The organism is Streptomyces sp. DSM 15324 (assembly GCF_001514285.1).
Lineage (GTDB): Bacteria > Actinomycetota > Actinomycetes > Streptomycetales > Streptomycetaceae > Streptomyces.
In genome coordinates, this window is the sequence record NZ_KQ949031.1 from 394,209 (window position 1) to 408,111 (window position 13,903).

Sequence of the window (13,903 nt, forward strand, 5' to 3'; positions counted from 1 at the left end):
GCGATACAACGCCTCCCTCTGCCGTAAGGTCAATGGCGTTGGCATAAGGAGGCGGCGAGGAGGCGGCGGGGATGCCGAAGACGGTCGTACCGGAGGAGAAGCGGCGCCGGCGCAGGCCCACCAGGAGCGGCACCGTGCTGTCCGAGCGGCTGATCGTGGAGGCCGCCCTGCGGCTGCTGCGCGAGCACGGCAGCAGCGGACTGACCGCGCGCCGCCTCGGCCTCGCCCTGGACTGCGACCCGAGCACGCTCTACCGCTACTTCCGCGGCATGGACGAACTGACCCTCGCCATCGGCGACGCGCTGATCGGTGCGGCACTGCGCGGCTGGGAGCCGACCGGACGGTGGCGGGAGGACCTGCACGCGATCGGGCTGCGCATCCACGCCGCCTACGTCGCCCATCCGCAGGCGGCCCAGCTCACCGCGAGCCGGGTCACCGGCCGGGCCAACGAACTGGCCGCCGACGAGACCGTCCTCGATGTCCTGCGCACCGCGGGTTTCCCGCTGCCGGAGACGGTCCGCGTCTACCACGCCTTCATCGACCAGACGCTGGCCTTCGCCGCCCTGGACGCCGCCTCCCTCGCCCTGCCCCGCGCCTCCCAGCGCGCCGACGACGCCAAGTGGGCCTCGACCTACGCCCGGCTCCCCGCCACCACCCACCCCCGCATCGCCGAAGCGGCCGCCCTGCTCTCCGCCCGCATGGTCACCAGCGCCTACCCGACGGCCCTGGCGATGCTCCTGGACAGCGCGGCGAACACCCTGGCCCGACGCGCCGCGGCGCCCGGGGACGGCAGTGTCAGCGCCTGAGCGTCCGCGCCGCCTCCTGCGTCACCGCCTCGGCGACCGCCGCCAGGGCCGGTGAGTCGAGTCGCCACTGCTGCCAGTACAGCGGGACGTCCAGCGGGCGGTCGGGGGCCAGGGGGAGCAGGCGGCCGGTCCGCAGCAGGGTGCCCGCCTGGGCCTCGGGCACCATGCCCCAGCCGAACCCCGCGGCCACCGCGGCCACGAAACCCTCCGAGGTCGGCACGGCGTGTCGTAGCGCACTCGCCCCCGCGGCGCCGCGCCGCAGCCCGCGGACGAACGCGTCCTGGAGGTCGTCGCTGCGGTCGAAGGTCATCACGGGGGCCCGTGCCAGGGTCTCCGCGAGGGGGCCGCCCTCGAGGTGGCCGGCCACGAAGTCCGGGCTGGCGGCGGCGAGATAGCGCATCGTGCCGAGCGGCCGCACCGAACACCCGGTCACGGCCTCGGGCGAGGAGGTGACGGCCGCCATCACGAGCCCCTCCCGCAGCAGCTTCGCCGTGCGGGTCTCGTCCTCGCGGTGCAGTTCGAAGCAGAGCGGCGGGTCCTGCGGCACCCGGGTCAGGGCGGGCAGGAACCAGGTCGCCAGCGAGTCCGCGTTCACCGCGACCGTCACCCGGGTCGGCTCGCCGTCCCCGCTCATACCCAGCTCGGACCGCGTGTCGCGTTCGAGCCGGGCCAACTGGCGGGCGAACCGCACGACGATCTCACCGGACTCGGTCGGCCGTACCGGCTTGGTGCGCAGCAGCAGGACCCGGCCCGTGCGCTGCTCCAGCGCCTTCACCCGCTGACTGACCGCCGACGGCGTCACGTGCAGGGCGGCCGCCGCCGCGTCGAAGGTGCCCTCGTCCACCACGGCCAGCAGCGTTCGCACCTGCTCCAGCGGGAGGTCGGTCATCATGGCGTCATCACGAACGCTAATGGTACGTAAAAATCTTTAGCTGTACGTGCGGTGATCGCGTCCTTAGCGTGGAGGTCATGTCCACCGCACTCGCCGCCGCGGCCGCAGGCTTCGGCACCGGTCTCTCGCTCATCGTCGCCATCGGCGCCCAGAACGCCTTCGTCCTGCGGCAGGGGATCCGCCGCGACGCCGTCCTGGCCGTCGTCGGGATCTGCGCCCTGTCCGACGCCCTCCTCATCGCCCTCGGAGTGGGCGGGGTGGGCGCCCTGGTCGTGGCCTGGCCGGACGCCCTGACCGTGGTCGGCTGGGTCGGCGGCGCGTTCCTGCTCGGATACGGGCTGCTGGCGGCCCGCCGGGTGATCAGGCCCGGCACGGACGCGCTGCGCACCGACGGCGAGGCGGCCGGCTCGCGCCGCCGGGCCGTGCTCACCTGCCTCGCGCTGACCTGGCTCAACCCGCACGTCTACCTCGACACCGTCTTCCTGCTGGGCTCCATCGCCGCCGACCGCGGCTCGCTGCGGTGGACCTTCGGCCTCGGCGCCGCCTTCGCGAGCCTCTGCTGGTTCGCCGCCCTGGGCTTCGGTGCCCGGCTGCTCAGCCGCTGCCTGACCCGGCCGGCCGCCTGGCGGGTGCTGGACGGTCTGGTCGCCGGCACGATGATCACCCTCGGTGTGCTGCTCGTCGCGGGCGCCTGACAACCAGGCCTGCGCATCCCACACTCCGAGACCGCACGTCCAAAACGGCAGCGTCACCCTCGGCGCTGCTGACATAGTGGCCCCCGACCCGAAAGATGTAACGAGCAACCAGGACGCGCGTGGACACCAGCGAGAGCAGCGGCACGGTACCCGGGGCGGGTACCGACGACGGGCCGCGTACCGAGGAGGCGGCCCGGCGCGGCTGGCGCCGCTGGGCGATGGACACCCGTCCCCTGCGCCGCCCCGCCTACCGCAGACTGTGGTCCTCGACCATCGTCACGGCCGTCGGCAGCCAGCTGACGGCCGTCGCCGTGCCCAAGCAGATCTACGACATCACCCAGTCATCCGCCTGGGTCGGCTACGCCAGCCTCGCCGGCCTGGTGCCGATGGTGCTGTTCGCGCTGTGGGGCGGCGCGGTCGCCGACATGATGGACCGGCGCAGGCTGCTGCTGATCACCAACAGCGGGATCGCCGTCACCTCGGTGCTGTTCTGGCTCCAGGCGCTCTCCGGTCTGGACTCGGTGGCCGTCCTGATGGTGCTGCTCGCCGCCCAGCAGGCGTTCTTCGGTCTCAACGCGCCCGCCCGCAACGCCTCCATCGCCCGGCTGGTCCCGGCCGGCGAACTGGCCGCCGCCAACGCCCTCGGCTCCACCGTCATGCAGACCGGACTGGTCGCGGGCCCGCTGCTGGCGGGGGCCCTGATCCCCGTGATCGGCCTGCCCGAGCTGTATCTGCTCGACGCCCTCGCCCTGTCCGTCACGCTGTGGGCCGTCGTCCGGCTGCCCGCGCTGCCGCCGCTCGCGACCGCCGCGGCCAAGCGGGCCGGTGTGCGCGAGATCGCGGAGGGCTTCCGGTACATATCCCGGCACAAGGTCCTGCTGCTGTCCTTCCTCGCCGACGTCGTCGCCATGGTCTTCGGCATGCCCCGCGCGTTGTTCCCGCAGCTCGCCGACCGGACGTACGCCTCCTACGGCGAAGGGCTCGCGCTCGGCCTGCTGTTCGCGGCGATCCCCATCGGCGCGGTGCTGGGCGGACTGTTCTCCGGGACGTTCTCGCGGGCCCGCCGGCACGGCTGGATGGTGATCGGCGCGGTCGTCGCCTGGGGCGCCGCGATCACCGGGTTCGGGCTGAGCACCAGCCTGTGGCTCGCGGTGCTGTTCCTGGCCGCCGCCGGGGTCGCCGACATGGTCTCCATGGTCTTCCGCGGCGCGATCCTGCTCTCCGCGGCCACCGACGAGATGCGCGGCCGGATGCAGGGTGTCTTCACGGTCGTCGTCGCGGGCGGGCCGCGGCTCGCCGACGTCCTGCACGGCACCGCGGGCGCCGCCTTCGGCCCCCGTACGGCGGTGGCGGGCGGCGGCCTCCTGGTCGTCGCCCTGATGCTGACCCTCGCCACGGCGGTACCGGCCCTGCGCCGCTATCGCGTCTGACGCGCTCGTCGTCTCGCGACTGCCCCGCCCGGCGGTCCGGTCGGCCCGGGTGGCTGGGGCGGGCGGTTCTGTTCTGGTGGCCGGTGTGCCCGGTGATCGTGTCCTGGCGGCTGCGGGCCGTCCGGCGATTTCGTTGTCGTGGCGGCGCCGCGTCTGACGGTCCCCTCCTGGTCGGTCGCGGGTATCCGGCGGTCCGGTCGTCCCGGCCGGCTGAGGCGTCGGGCTCCTCTGTCCCGGTGGCTGCGGGGTGTCTGACGCCCCGTCGTATCGACGGCTGCCGTGTCGGGCGGTCCCGCCCTGGTGGCTCCGGCGTCCGGTGCCCTTCCCGGCGGCTGCCGAGTCCGGTGCCCCGTCGTCGTCGACGGCCGACGTGCCGACGACCTCGTGCCGGCGACTGCCGCGCCTGGCGGTTCCGTCCCTCCGGCTGTCGGCGACTCCCGGCGGTTCAGTCCTCCCGGCTGTCGGCGACTCCCGGCGGTTCCGGACCGGCTGCCCGCCGGCTCCCAGCGGTCTCGTCCTGGCTGCCGCCGGCTCCTGCGGTCTCGTCCTGGCGGCCGCAGACTGCTGGCGGTCTGGGCCTGGCTGCTGTCGGTTTCTGTGGTCTTGATGGCTGCCGCCGACTGCTGGCGGTCTCGTCCTGGCTGCGGCAGACTGCTGGCGGTCTGGGCCTGGCTGCTGTCGGTTTCTGTGGTCTTGATGGCTGCCGCCGACTGCTGGCGGTCTCGTCCTGGCTGCCGCAGACTGCCGGCGGTCTCGGCCTGGCTGCCGCCAGCCCCTGCGGTCATGCCCCGGCTGCCCCTGGCTCCCAGGGATGCCGCCCCCCGACTGCTGTGGTCGGCGCCCGGCGGTGCCGCCCCGGCTGCCGTCGACGGCTCCCGGCGGTCTTGCCCCGGCCGCTGCCGTGTCTGTCCGGTTCTCCCCCCGGAGGGCTACAGCGACCGACGCCGGTGTGTTCCGTACTGGTCCAGTAGTCGGCCCCGGGTCATCTCCAGCCGGTGGGCGAGGATCTCGGCCACGATCCGGACGAGCGTGACCCCGAGGGCCGGGTCCTCCTCGCACAGCTTCAGCACCGGCTGCGCCTCGAACTCGTAGGCGCGGACCGGGCTGAACGCCTCGGCGCCGAAGTCCCACCGGTACGGCGGGAACAGCCAGGACCAGCCGAGCAGATCACCGGCGCCGAGGCTCGCGACGGTGACCCGCTGCACCGAGGTCACCTGCTGGACCAGGGAGACCGCGCCGGAGCGGACGACCCAGAAACGGTCGGCCCGGCCGCCCGCCTCGAAGATCCTGGTGTCCTCCGGGAAGTAGACCTCCCGGGCGAGCTCCATCAGACTGCGGCGCTGGGGCGGGGGAAGAGCGGTCAGCAGTTTCGTCGCTTTGGTCATGGCGCGGTGCTCCTCGCCGGGCGATCGGTCGCGGTGCTTGTCTCCACAGCCCATTTCAGCCGCTGCCGGCCCGACGGGCACCTCGGCGGAGGTGACTTTCGGCGCCAGGGCAGGAAAAAGCCCTGGCTGGACGGGGGAAGCCAGCCAGGGCCGTCAAGGATGGTGTGCGAAGGAGACAGAGGCTCGACCTCGCTCACCGCCTATGTATGAACCGTAAACCATCCGGGGAGGTTTAGCGCACCCGAACCCGGCCACGTGACCTGTTTCACTTCGCGAGGTCAGTGCTGCACCCCGGTCCGGCCCGGCGTCACGATCTCGTCCAGGATCCTGAGCACCGCCTCGTACGCCACAGTGCGCACCCGCGCCTCGCGCGCGGCCTCCGGATCGTCCCGCTCCAGCTCACCGCTCCGGGCCCGCCAGCTCCGCAGCTCCTCCCGCGCACAGGCCCTCGCGCGCTGGATACGGCGCAGCAGCTCACCCGCGTCCACGACATCGGTCATGCCTGATATGTACCCTTCGCCGACCGCTCCGACGACTCCCGGTGCCCCGGGATGTTTGGAGTCCGCCGGGGCGGCCAGCCGCAACAGTGAGGGGCCCGCGCCGCCCGGAAGGGGAGAACACCGGGCGCACCCGTGAACCGCGGGCCACCTCGGTCCGACCTATCCACCGCACGGGAACGGCCAGGGGAGCGAAAGGATGCGTGTCAACCCAACGACCGACCGCACGGACGCACCGCGCGACGCACCGCGCGGACCCGACCCGGACTTGGAGGACCGCTTCTGCCGGCCCTGCGACGTCCGCCGGGCCGTACGGCGGGCGGTGACGGGGCGGCGTGGGCGCGGCGGTCGTCCGTACGACGAGGAGGCCCTCGGCGACGCCCTGCTCGTCGCCTCGGAACTCACCACCAACGCCATCCTCCACGGCGGCGGCGTCACCGCGTACGACGTCGACCTCGACGGACCCGCCGTGCGGGTCTCCGTGTGCGACCGCAGCGACCGGCTGCCGGTCGTCAACACGCCGCAGGACGAGCACGGACGGACCCGCGCCAACGGCCGGGGCTGGCCGATCGTGTGCCGGCTGGCCCGCGACGTCCAGGTGTGCGGCCTGCCCTCCGGCGGCAAGCGCATCACCGCAGTGGTCCCCGTGTACTGAAAGGCCGTCCCCGAACGGAGTTTGTTCCTCCGGCCCCCGGGCAGACGGAGGTTCGTGCTTCGGACCGGAGGCGCGCCGACGGGAGCGGTATGCCCGCTCCGGGCCGCTCCTTCGAGCCCCGGACGACGACGGCCCTCCCGTGGTCACATCCCGAGACGACCGTTCAGGAGCCGATCCAGCATGCTCATCGACCTGTCGACCAGCCGTTCCGCAGAATCCGCCCGCCCCGCGGGACGGACCCGGCGGCCCCATGACGACGCCCCGGACACCGCCCGCCAGTTCGCGCGGCTGACCGGCCTCCCCGAGGGACCGGAACGGGACGCCCTGCGCGACGAGATCGTCACCGCCTGGCTGCCCATGGCCCACCGCATCGCCGGCCGGTTCCGCGACCGCGGCGAGGCCGTCGAGGACCTGCGGCAGGTGGCCGCGCTCGGCCTGGTGAAGGCCATCGACCGCTTCGACCCCGAGCGCGGCGCCTTCGAGAGCTACGCCGTGCCCACCATCACCGGCGAGATCAAGCGGCACTTCCGGGACCGGATGTGGGCGCTGCGCGTCCCCCGCCGGGTCCAGGAACTGCGCAACAAGGTCCGCACGGCCCGCCGCGAACTCACCCAGAGCCCGGGCTCCGCCGAGCCCTCGGTCGCCGACCTCGCCGCCCGCACGGGCCTCACCGAGGAAGAGGTCGGCGCCGGTCTGGAGGCCCTGGACAGCTTCAGCACCCTCTCGCTCGACGCCGAACTGCGCACCGACGACGAGGGGTACAGCCTCGCCGACACGCTGGGCGGCCCGGACACCTCGTTCGACGTCGTCGTCGACCGCGAGTCCGCCCGGCAGGGGCTGCGCAGCCTGCCCGAGCGTGAACGCGCCATCCTCTACATGCGCTTCTTCGAGGACATGACCCAGAGCCGGATAGCCGACCGGCTCGGCATCTCGCAGATGCACGTCTCCCGGCTCATCAGCCGCAGCTGCGAGCGGGTCCGCGAGGAGGCGCTCGGCAGCCGGCGCGACGGCCGCGCATGAACCCCACGCCCAGCCCCAGCCCCGCAGGCCCCCACCCCGCATGCCCCAGACCCGTAGGCACCAGCCCGGTCGGATCGACGGAGAGGAACACCCCCATGCTCATACCCCATCCCGCCGTGCTGCGCGTGCTCGTCGAGGAGTACGAGGCGCTCACGGCGTCCGATGGGCCCGGGACGCGGGCGCGCTCGCAGGACCTCGCCTACACCCTGTGCGTCTCCACCGGGACGCGCGACGTGGGAGTGGCCCTGGAGACCGCCCGGGCCTGGCTCGCCGCGGCCGAACTCGCGGCGGGGGGAGCGACGACCTACGACGTGACCGCGACCGTGGACGTGCCCGGGACCGTGGACGTGCCCGCGGCCGTGGACGGGCCCGCGAAGCTGGTCGTGACGGTCGACGGGATCGGGGAGGACCGCCGGCGGGACGAGGGGCGCCACGTGTACACCTGAGCGAGCGGGGCAGGCGCGCCGGTGCGGCCGTGCACGAGCGGCGGCCGCAGCCGACCGGATGGAGACGCCATGACCACTCCCGTACCAGGGACGGCGGACGAGGACCCGCAGCGCGCGGAGGTGCTGCGGTTGCGCGCCGAGGTGCGCGACCTGCGCGCCCGGGTCCACGCCCACCCACTGATCGCGCAGGCCCAGGGCATGCTGCAGGAGCGCTACGCCCTTCCCGACGCGGAAGGGGCCTTCTCGCTCCTGCGGCGTGCCTCGCAGCGGTACAACGTCAAGATGCGTGCGCTCGCCGCGGCCCTGGTGAGCACGCCCCGGCCGGACGAACGGAGCGTGCTGTGGTTCCCGCGGCGCGTGCGCCGGCCCGAGCCGCCGCCGGCCTTCCTGCCGTCGGACCAGCGGGGCAGCAGCAGCCGGGGCGCGGTGCTGGGGGCCGTGCTGTACCGGACGCTCGACGTGGTCGGCGCGGGCATGGGCAATGTGCAGACCGTCGACCCCGTCACCCGCCGGCTGCACATCGAACGGCACACCGGGCTGACCGAGGAGTTCCTCGACTTCTTCGCGTACGTCGGTGAGAAGGGCACGTCCTGCGGGAAGGCCGCGAGCGAGGTCGTCCAGGTCACCGTGCGGGACGTGGAACAGGACCCGGTGTTCTCCGAGCCCGCCCGCGAGGCGATCCTGGCCGCCGGCAGCCGGGCCTGCCACAGCGTGCCCCTGACCACCGGGTCAGGGGCCTGCGTCGGCATGGTCTCGGCCCACGTCGACCGCCCCCTCGACGATCTGCGCACCACCCAGCTCACCGCCCTCGACGCCCTGGGCGCGCAGGCGGGCCGCTGGCTGGCCTGGCACGAACGGACGGTCCTGGGCGACGCCCTGGAGCACCTGCACGCCCTCGGCCGCGCGCAACGGGCGGCAGGGACGCACGGCAGCTGAGCCGGCCGCCCCTGTACTCCCACCTGCTGCGCGCCGCCCCTTTCCGCGCGCCCCTGGTGTCCGCGCCCCCCTTGTGTCCGCGTCCGGGTGTGTCCGGCGCTGCGCGGGGCAGCCGCCTCACGAAGACCAGGGAGGGACCCAGGGAGGGACACATCATGAACACGAGTGCCGTGCTGCGCGAGGGAGAGGCGGGGGCCCGGCGCGCCGCACGCGGATCCGTGGTGAAGGGGGCCGCGAGAGCCGGCTTCACCGCGCGCGGAGTGATCTACCTGCTCGTCGGGGTGCTGGCCCTGCGGATCGCCTTCGGGCGCCCCGGGGGCGAGGCCGACCGGCAGGGCGCCCTCGGCGAGCTGGCGCGACAGCCCTTCGGCGCCGTCCTGCTGTGGGCGCTGGGGGTCGGGCTGGCCGGGATGGCCCTGTGGCGGCTGTCCGAGGCGGTCTTCGGCGCGGCCGGACCCGAGGGGCGCACGGCCGGGAAACGGCTCCTCGCCCTCGCCCGGTGCGGGTTCTACTCCTTCGTCGCCTCCTCGGTCCTGGCGCTCGCCGCCGGCTCGGGCAGCGGCGGCGGCTCCAGCGACCGGCAGTCCAAGGACGTCACCGCCCGGCTGCTCCACGCGCCGGCGGGACAGTGGCTCGTGGGTGCCGCGGGTGCGGGGATCATCGTGGCAGGCGTCTGGATCGGCGGCCGGGCCGTCACCCGGGCGTACCACGAGAAGATGCGGCTGGGCGCCATGTCCCGGGGCGTCCGGCGGCTGGTGGACGTCACCGGCGTGGGCGGCGGGGCGGCCCGCGGCCTGGTGTTCGCCGGCGTCGGCACCTTCGCCGTACGGGCCGCCGTCGACTACGACCCCGACCACGCCAAGGGGCTCGACGACACTCTGCGCTCGTTCGCCGGTACGCCCGCCGGACCGGCCCTGCTGGCCTGCGTCGCGGCCGGTCTCGTGCTGTTCGGACTGTTCTCCTTCGCGATGGCCCGCTGGCGCAGGGTCTGACACCCGGATGCCGGGGAACCCGCAGCACATGAGCGAATCCGAGTACACGCCGGACGCACGGCCCGTCGACATGTACCTCGACCTTCTGCGCCTCCGCATGGAGAGCGAGGACTACCGCCTGCTGATGGAGATCGTCGGGCCGGCGCTGCGCGCCCTGGAAGAACAGCCCCCGGAATCCCTCGACTTCGCACTGGACCCGGACGACAGCGACGAGCTGCCCCAGGCGATCCGCGACGAGGCGGCCCTGGTGATCGCCACCGCCCTCACCGGCCGACTCGACAACCAGCTCGTCGAGATCCACGTGGACGGCACCGGCCCGGTCCGGGTGGTCACCGACGCGGTCACCGCCGAGGACCCCGCCCGGCTGGCCGAGATCGCCGGCTGCATCCGGCAGCGGCAGGACGACATCGAGCAGCTGCGCGGCATCGCCGCCGCGAGCGATCTGCCCGTCGACTTCTGAGCCTCACGCCGGGGGCTCGGGCCCGGTGACCGGCACCCGCAGCGGCCGGTTCAACGGCACGCCCAGCGGACGGGCGAGCCCCAGGACCGCCTCGTCCAGCCGCTGGAGGTGCCGGAGCACCCGGTCGGTGACGCGGCCGTAGCGCGGCGTGCCGATCTCGCCCGGCTTCAGCAGCGAGGCGACGCTCGGCCCGGTGACCACCTCGGCCGTGGCGGGCTCCCCGGCGACCCGGGCGGCGATCGCGCCGATGTTGTGCAGGATCCGCTGTCCCGCCCCGCGCAGCCGGGGGTCCGCGGCGATCGAGGGATGGGTGGGCAGCAGCTCCGCGGTCGCCGCCAGCGACCGGGCGTGATAGGCGCAGGTCTCCAGCAGCGCGACCACGTACTGCGCGGTGTCCCGCCGGGTCCGCAACGGCGTCACCGGATGCGTCAGCGGCTGGGTGGCCGCCCGCAGGTCCGCCAGCGCCTCGTCCAGATCCCGGGCCAGGCCGAGCAGTTCCGTCGGCGGCTCGCCGCTGAGCTGGCCGACCGCGGCCGAGGTGACGTCGGTCAGCCGGTCCAGGACGGTCGTCAGCAGCTCGTTCGTCCGGCGGTCGGTGTGCACCGGCAGCACCAGCGCCGCGGCGGCCACCCCGCAGGCCGCCCCGATCGCGGTCTCCTCGATCCGCAGCACCAGCACCGACAGGCTGTAGGTGTGCAGCAGCGTGTACAGCACCCCGAGCGCCGCCGTGACGAAGAACGACGAGAGCGTGTACGACAGGGGTGCGGTGTAGAACATCGCGAACACGCACAACAGCACCACCGCGAACGCCGGCCCGGTGTGCTGCCCGACGATCCCCGCGAGCACGATGCCCGCGACCACCCCGAGCACGGTCCCCAGCAGCCGACGGGAGCCCTTGACCAGGATCTCCCCGGTGGACGCGGTGTTGAGGAACACGATCCAGCAGGTCAGCACCGCCCAGTACCACCGGTGCGCGGACAGCAGCTCGCCCCCGACCATGGCCAGCGACGAGCCGACGGCGACCTGCACCGCCGCCCGCGTGGTCGGCCGGCGCAGCCCCGTCTCCTGGGGTTCCTCCTCCTCGGCGGCGATGGCCGCGTCCTCCGCGTCCAGCTCCTCCCGGGAGCGGGCGGCCTCGGGACTGTCCTGCGACTCGTCCTGCGGCCCGTCGAGCGCGATCCGCAGCCCGAGCACCGCGCGCGTGGCCTCGCCGAGCCCCCGGAACACGTCCTGCACGTCCGGGGAGGCCGCCGGCAGGTTCTCCTCGTCCCGGTACCCGAGCAGCCGGTTGCGCGTGCGTGCCGTTTCGGTGCCGTCCGCCACGGGCTGCCGTACGAGGAGCTGGAGGGCCGTCAGATCCCGGCGCAGGAGGTCGAGCGCGTCGTCCCGGACCGGGCGACGGCCGCCCTCCGGCAGCGGAGCCCCGGGCAGATGCATGGTCAGGGTGTCGGCCCGCTCCGCGCTGCGCGCCGTCAGCAGCAGCAGGCCCAGCCGCTCGGCGGTGATCTCCGCGTCGGCGATCCGGCGCTGGACGAGCCGGGCCACCGCCTCGTCCGAGGTGCCCTCCTCCAGCCGCCCCTGGATCATCATGGCCGTCTCGTGCAGCCGCGCGGTGCCCTCCCGGGCGCGCTCCAGCGCCTTCTCCGCGTCCTCGGGGCCGGCGTCCAGCAACTCCCGCTGGGCGTCGAGCAGCTGCGCCAGCCGGGCCCGGAACGCCAGCCGCAGCCGCTCCAGGACCGCCGTCGGGGTCTGCGGCACCAGGACGAACCGGGCCGCCGCGCTGCACGCGAACGCGACGGCGATCACCCCGCAGAACCCGGCCAGGTCGTCGGTGGTGACACCGACGAACAGGGCCAGGAAGTAGACCTGGAAGCCGATCAGCCCCAGCGTGGTGCCCCGGTCGCCGAACCGGCGGCCGTACACCGCGCAGAAGATGAGCACCACGAAGAAGACGTCACCGGCCACCTGCCGGGTGCCGAGCAGCGCCGCCACCGACACCGAGGCGAGCGCCGTCGGCAGGCCCAGGACCAGCGTGACCGCCTGCCGTGGCCGCTGCTTCTCCCGGATGGCGAACGTGGCCACCATCGCCGCGATGGCCCCGGCGACCAGGTGCTGGACGTCCGCGCCGAGGAGCGAGAGCACGGCCAGCGTGAGCGAGATCGCGGTCACCGTCCGCAGCCCCGCCGCCAGCCGCAGCAGCCCGGGATCCGACGCGGCGACCCGGTCGCGCCACCGGGCCACCGCGTTCGTCCCCGCAGCGGTCACCCGGACCCGGGACCCGAGCCCTCGACGTGCGCCCGCACCTGCTCGGGCGTCAGATAGCTGTCCGTGTACTCGAAGTCCTTCAACTTGGCGGGCCGGCGCGCCTGGAACCCGGTGCGGACGAAATCGTCGCCCGCGATCGCGTTCAGCGTCCAGTTCGTCAGCACCCGCGCCTTGGCCACGCCCGTGCGCAGCGCCGACCAGTGGTAGCCGCGCGCCACGGCCTGCGCGGGCAGCCCCCGCAGCTCGATGCCGAGCGGCTTGGACACCGCGTCGGTGCCGCCCAGGTCGACGACCAAGCCGAGGTCCTTGTGCACATACGGCCGCGTCGGCTGCCCGCGCAGCTTCGCCACCACGTTGTCGGCGACGACCTTGCCCTGCCGCATGGCGTGCTGGGCGGTCGGCGGGCAGACCGCGTCCGGGTCGTCCTTCGCCTCGTCCGGCACCGCGGCCGCGTCACCGAGGGCGAACACCCCGTCCTGGCCGGGCAGGTCCATGTGGGAGGTGACCGCGAGCCGGCCGCGCACCGTCTCAGCGCCGAGCGTGGCGATCAGCGGGCTGGCCACCACCCCGGCCGTCCAGATGAGCGTACGGGTCGGGATCACCCGTCCGTCGGTGAAGGTGACCTCCTCGGGACCCGCCTTGGCGATGGACACGCCGAGCGAGATGTCGATGCCCCGCCGGCGGAGCACCGTCTGCGCGCTGGCGCCCAGCTTGTCGCCCAGCTCCGGCATCAACTTGGGCGCGATGTCGATGAGATGCCACTTGATCAGAGCGGGGTCGATCCGCGGATAGCGCTTGACCGCGTTGTGCGTGAGCAGCTGCAGACAGGCGGCGGTCTCGGTGCCCGCGTAGCCGCCGCCCACGACCACGAACTGGAGCCGGGAGGCCCGCTCGGCGTGATCGTGACTGGCGTCGGCGAGGTCGAGCTGACTGATGACGTGGTCGCGGACGTACGCGGCCTCGGCGAGCGTCTTCATGCCGAAGGCGTGCTCGGTCAGGCCCGGGATGTCGAAGGTGCGGGTGACACTGCCGGGAGCCAGCACGATGTAGTCGTACGGCTCGCTCACGAGCTCGTCGGTGATGGTGCGGATGACGCAGACCTTCGCCTTCAGGTCCACGCCGATGGCGCCGCCCGGGATGATCCGGGTGCGGTACTTCTTGCTGCGCCGCAGTGACACGGCGATCGACTGGGGCGTCAGCACCCCCGAGGCGACCTGCGGCAGCAGCGGCAGATAGAGCTGGTAGGCGAACGGCGTCACCAGAGTGATCTCGGCTTCCGAAGCGGCGAGCCGGCGTTCCAGACGTCGAACGCATCCCACTCCGGCGAAGCCCGCGCCCACCACCAGGATCCTGGGTCGTGTCACGGTGTCCATCCCTTTCTGCGGCTCCAGGCGTCTGACGTCATGCGTGTGCCCTCCCGCGAG

At 73.7% G+C, this 13,903-nt stretch carries 14 protein-coding genes; 9 read left to right on the forward strand and 5 right to left on the reverse strand.

Annotation, left to right across the window (positions count from 1 at the left end):
* Positions 1 to 71 precede the first annotated feature (71 nt).
* Complete coding sequence (locus AQJ58_RS27840) at positions 72 to 806, forward strand: TetR/AcrR family transcriptional regulator (RefSeq protein ID WP_067255046.1); 735 nt, start codon at positions 72 to 74, stop codon at positions 804 to 806.
* Here AQJ58_RS27840 and AQJ58_RS27845 read toward each other — a convergent pair.
* A complete protein-coding gene (locus AQJ58_RS27845) occupies positions 796 to 1,698 on the reverse strand; it encodes a LysR family transcriptional regulator ArgP (RefSeq protein WP_067255049.1) in 903 nt (300 codons plus the stop codon). The two genes, AQJ58_RS27840 and AQJ58_RS27845, sit on opposite strands and share 11 nt — an antisense overlap.
* A gap of 77 nt (positions 1,699 to 1,775) precedes the next feature.
* Between AQJ58_RS27845 and AQJ58_RS27850 the strand changes: the two genes are divergently transcribed.
* Both AQJ58_RS27850 and AQJ58_RS27855 read left to right on the forward strand, forming a co-directional pair.
* Positions 1,776 to 2,393 carry a LysE/ArgO family amino acid transporter gene (locus tag AQJ58_RS27850; protein ID WP_067255051.1) on the forward strand — a complete coding sequence of 206 codons (618 nt, stop codon included), beginning with the start codon at positions 1,776 to 1,778 and terminating at the stop codon, positions 2,391 to 2,393.
* A gap of 119 nt (positions 2,394 to 2,512) precedes the next feature.
* Positions 2,513 to 3,823, forward strand: a complete 1,311-nt coding sequence (locus AQJ58_RS27855) for an MFS transporter (RefSeq protein WP_067255054.1) — start codon at positions 2,513 to 2,515, stop codon at positions 3,821 to 3,823.
* A gap of 929 nt (positions 3,824 to 4,752) precedes the next feature.
* Here AQJ58_RS27855 and AQJ58_RS27860 read toward each other — a convergent pair.
* Positions 4,753 to 5,208, reverse strand: coding sequence for a cyclic nucleotide-binding domain-containing protein (locus tag AQJ58_RS27860; protein ID WP_067255056.1), 456 nt, complete (start codon positions 5,206 to 5,208; stop codon positions 4,753 to 4,755).
* Positions 5,209 to 5,486: 278 nt separating this feature from the next.
* Entirely contained in the window at positions 5,487 to 5,708 is a 222-nt protein-coding gene (locus AQJ58_RS27865) for a hypothetical protein (RefSeq protein WP_067255060.1), read from the reverse strand.
* Positions 5,709 to 5,904: 196 nt separating this feature from the next.
* On the opposite strand from AQJ58_RS27865, the gene AQJ58_RS27870 reads away from it, so the two are divergent.
* The 6 genes from AQJ58_RS27870 to AQJ58_RS27895 all read left to right on the forward strand — a co-directional run bounded on the left by AQJ58_RS27870 (position 5,905) and on the right by AQJ58_RS27895 (position 10,214).
* Positions 5,905 to 6,360, forward strand: a complete 456-nt coding sequence (locus AQJ58_RS27870) for an ATP-binding protein (protein ID WP_067255062.1) — start codon at positions 5,905 to 5,907, stop codon at positions 6,358 to 6,360.
* 180 nt (positions 6,361 to 6,540) lie between these two features.
* Complete coding sequence (locus AQJ58_RS27875; RefSeq protein ID WP_067255064.1) at positions 6,541 to 7,380, forward strand: SigB/SigF/SigG family RNA polymerase sigma factor; 840 nt, start codon at positions 6,541 to 6,543, stop codon at positions 7,378 to 7,380.
* A 95-nt stretch (positions 7,381 to 7,475) separates the two neighbouring features.
* Complete coding sequence (locus AQJ58_RS41620) at positions 7,476 to 7,826, forward strand: DUF5133 domain-containing protein (protein WP_079079272.1); 351 nt, start codon at positions 7,476 to 7,478, stop codon at positions 7,824 to 7,826.
* A gap of 69 nt (positions 7,827 to 7,895) precedes the next feature.
* Positions 7,896 to 8,762 carry an ANTAR domain-containing protein gene (locus AQJ58_RS27885; RefSeq protein ID WP_067255068.1) on the forward strand — a complete coding sequence of 289 codons (867 nt, stop codon included), beginning with the start codon at positions 7,896 to 7,898 and terminating at the stop codon, positions 8,760 to 8,762.
* 155 nt (positions 8,763 to 8,917) lie between these two features.
* Entirely contained in the window at positions 8,918 to 9,754 is an 837-nt protein-coding gene (locus AQJ58_RS27890) for a DUF1206 domain-containing protein (protein WP_067255071.1), read from the forward strand.
* A 28-nt stretch (positions 9,755 to 9,782) separates the two neighbouring features.
* On the forward strand, positions 9,783 to 10,214 hold the full coding sequence (locus tag AQJ58_RS27895) for a hypothetical protein (protein ID WP_067255074.1): 432 nt from the start codon (positions 9,783 to 9,785) through the stop codon (positions 10,212 to 10,214).
* Positions 10,215 to 10,217: 3 nt separating this feature from the next.
* On the opposite strand, the gene AQJ58_RS27900 is transcribed toward AQJ58_RS27895, so the two are convergent.
* On the reverse strand, positions 10,218 to 12,479 hold the full coding sequence (locus tag AQJ58_RS27900) for an FUSC family protein (RefSeq protein ID WP_079079273.1): 2,262 nt from the start codon (positions 12,477 to 12,479) through the stop codon (positions 10,218 to 10,220).
* On the reverse strand, positions 12,476 to 13,852 hold the full coding sequence (locus AQJ58_RS27905) for an NAD(P)/FAD-dependent oxidoreductase (RefSeq protein WP_067255079.1): 1,377 nt from the start codon (positions 13,850 to 13,852) through the stop codon (positions 12,476 to 12,478). The genes AQJ58_RS27900 and AQJ58_RS27905 overlap by 4 nt, the downstream gene beginning before the upstream one ends.
* Positions 13,853 to 13,903 lie beyond the last annotated feature (51 nt).

Coding starts and splice junctions, on each gene's coding strand:
- AQJ58_RS27865 (WP_067255060.1), bottom strand. CDS start 5,708: ATGACCGATGTCGTGGACGCGGGTGAGCTGCTGCGCCGTATCCAGCGC.
- AQJ58_RS27885 (WP_067255068.1), top strand. CDS start 7,896: ATGACCACTCCCGTACCAGGGACGGCGGACGAGGACCCGCAGCGCGCG.
- AQJ58_RS27845 (WP_067255049.1), bottom strand. CDS start 1,698: ATGATGACCGACCTCCCGCTGGAGCAGGTGCGAACGCTGCTGGCCGTG.
- AQJ58_RS27875 (WP_067255064.1), top strand. CDS start 6,541: ATGCTCATCGACCTGTCGACCAGCCGTTCCGCAGAATCCGCCCGCCCC.
- AQJ58_RS27905 (WP_067255079.1), bottom strand. CDS start 13,852: ATGGACACCGTGACACGACCCAGGATCCTGGTGGTGGGCGCGGGCTTC.
- AQJ58_RS27860 (WP_067255056.1), bottom strand. CDS start 5,208: ATGACCAAAGCGACGAAACTGCTGACCGCTCTTCCCCCGCCCCAGCGC.
- AQJ58_RS27890 (WP_067255071.1), top strand. CDS start 8,918: ATGAACACGAGTGCCGTGCTGCGCGAGGGAGAGGCGGGGGCCCGGCGC.
- AQJ58_RS27895 (WP_067255074.1), top strand. CDS start 9,783: ATGAGCGAATCCGAGTACACGCCGGACGCACGGCCCGTCGACATGTAC.
- AQJ58_RS27850 (WP_067255051.1), top strand. CDS start 1,776: ATGTCCACCGCACTCGCCGCCGCGGCCGCAGGCTTCGGCACCGGTCTC.
- AQJ58_RS41620 (WP_079079272.1), top strand. CDS start 7,476: ATGCTCATACCCCATCCCGCCGTGCTGCGCGTGCTCGTCGAGGAGTAC.
- AQJ58_RS27840 (WP_067255046.1), top strand. CDS start 72: ATGCCGAAGACGGTCGTACCGGAGGAGAAGCGGCGCCGGCGCAGGCCC.
- AQJ58_RS27870 (WP_067255062.1), top strand. CDS start 5,905: ATGCGTGTCAACCCAACGACCGACCGCACGGACGCACCGCGCGACGCA.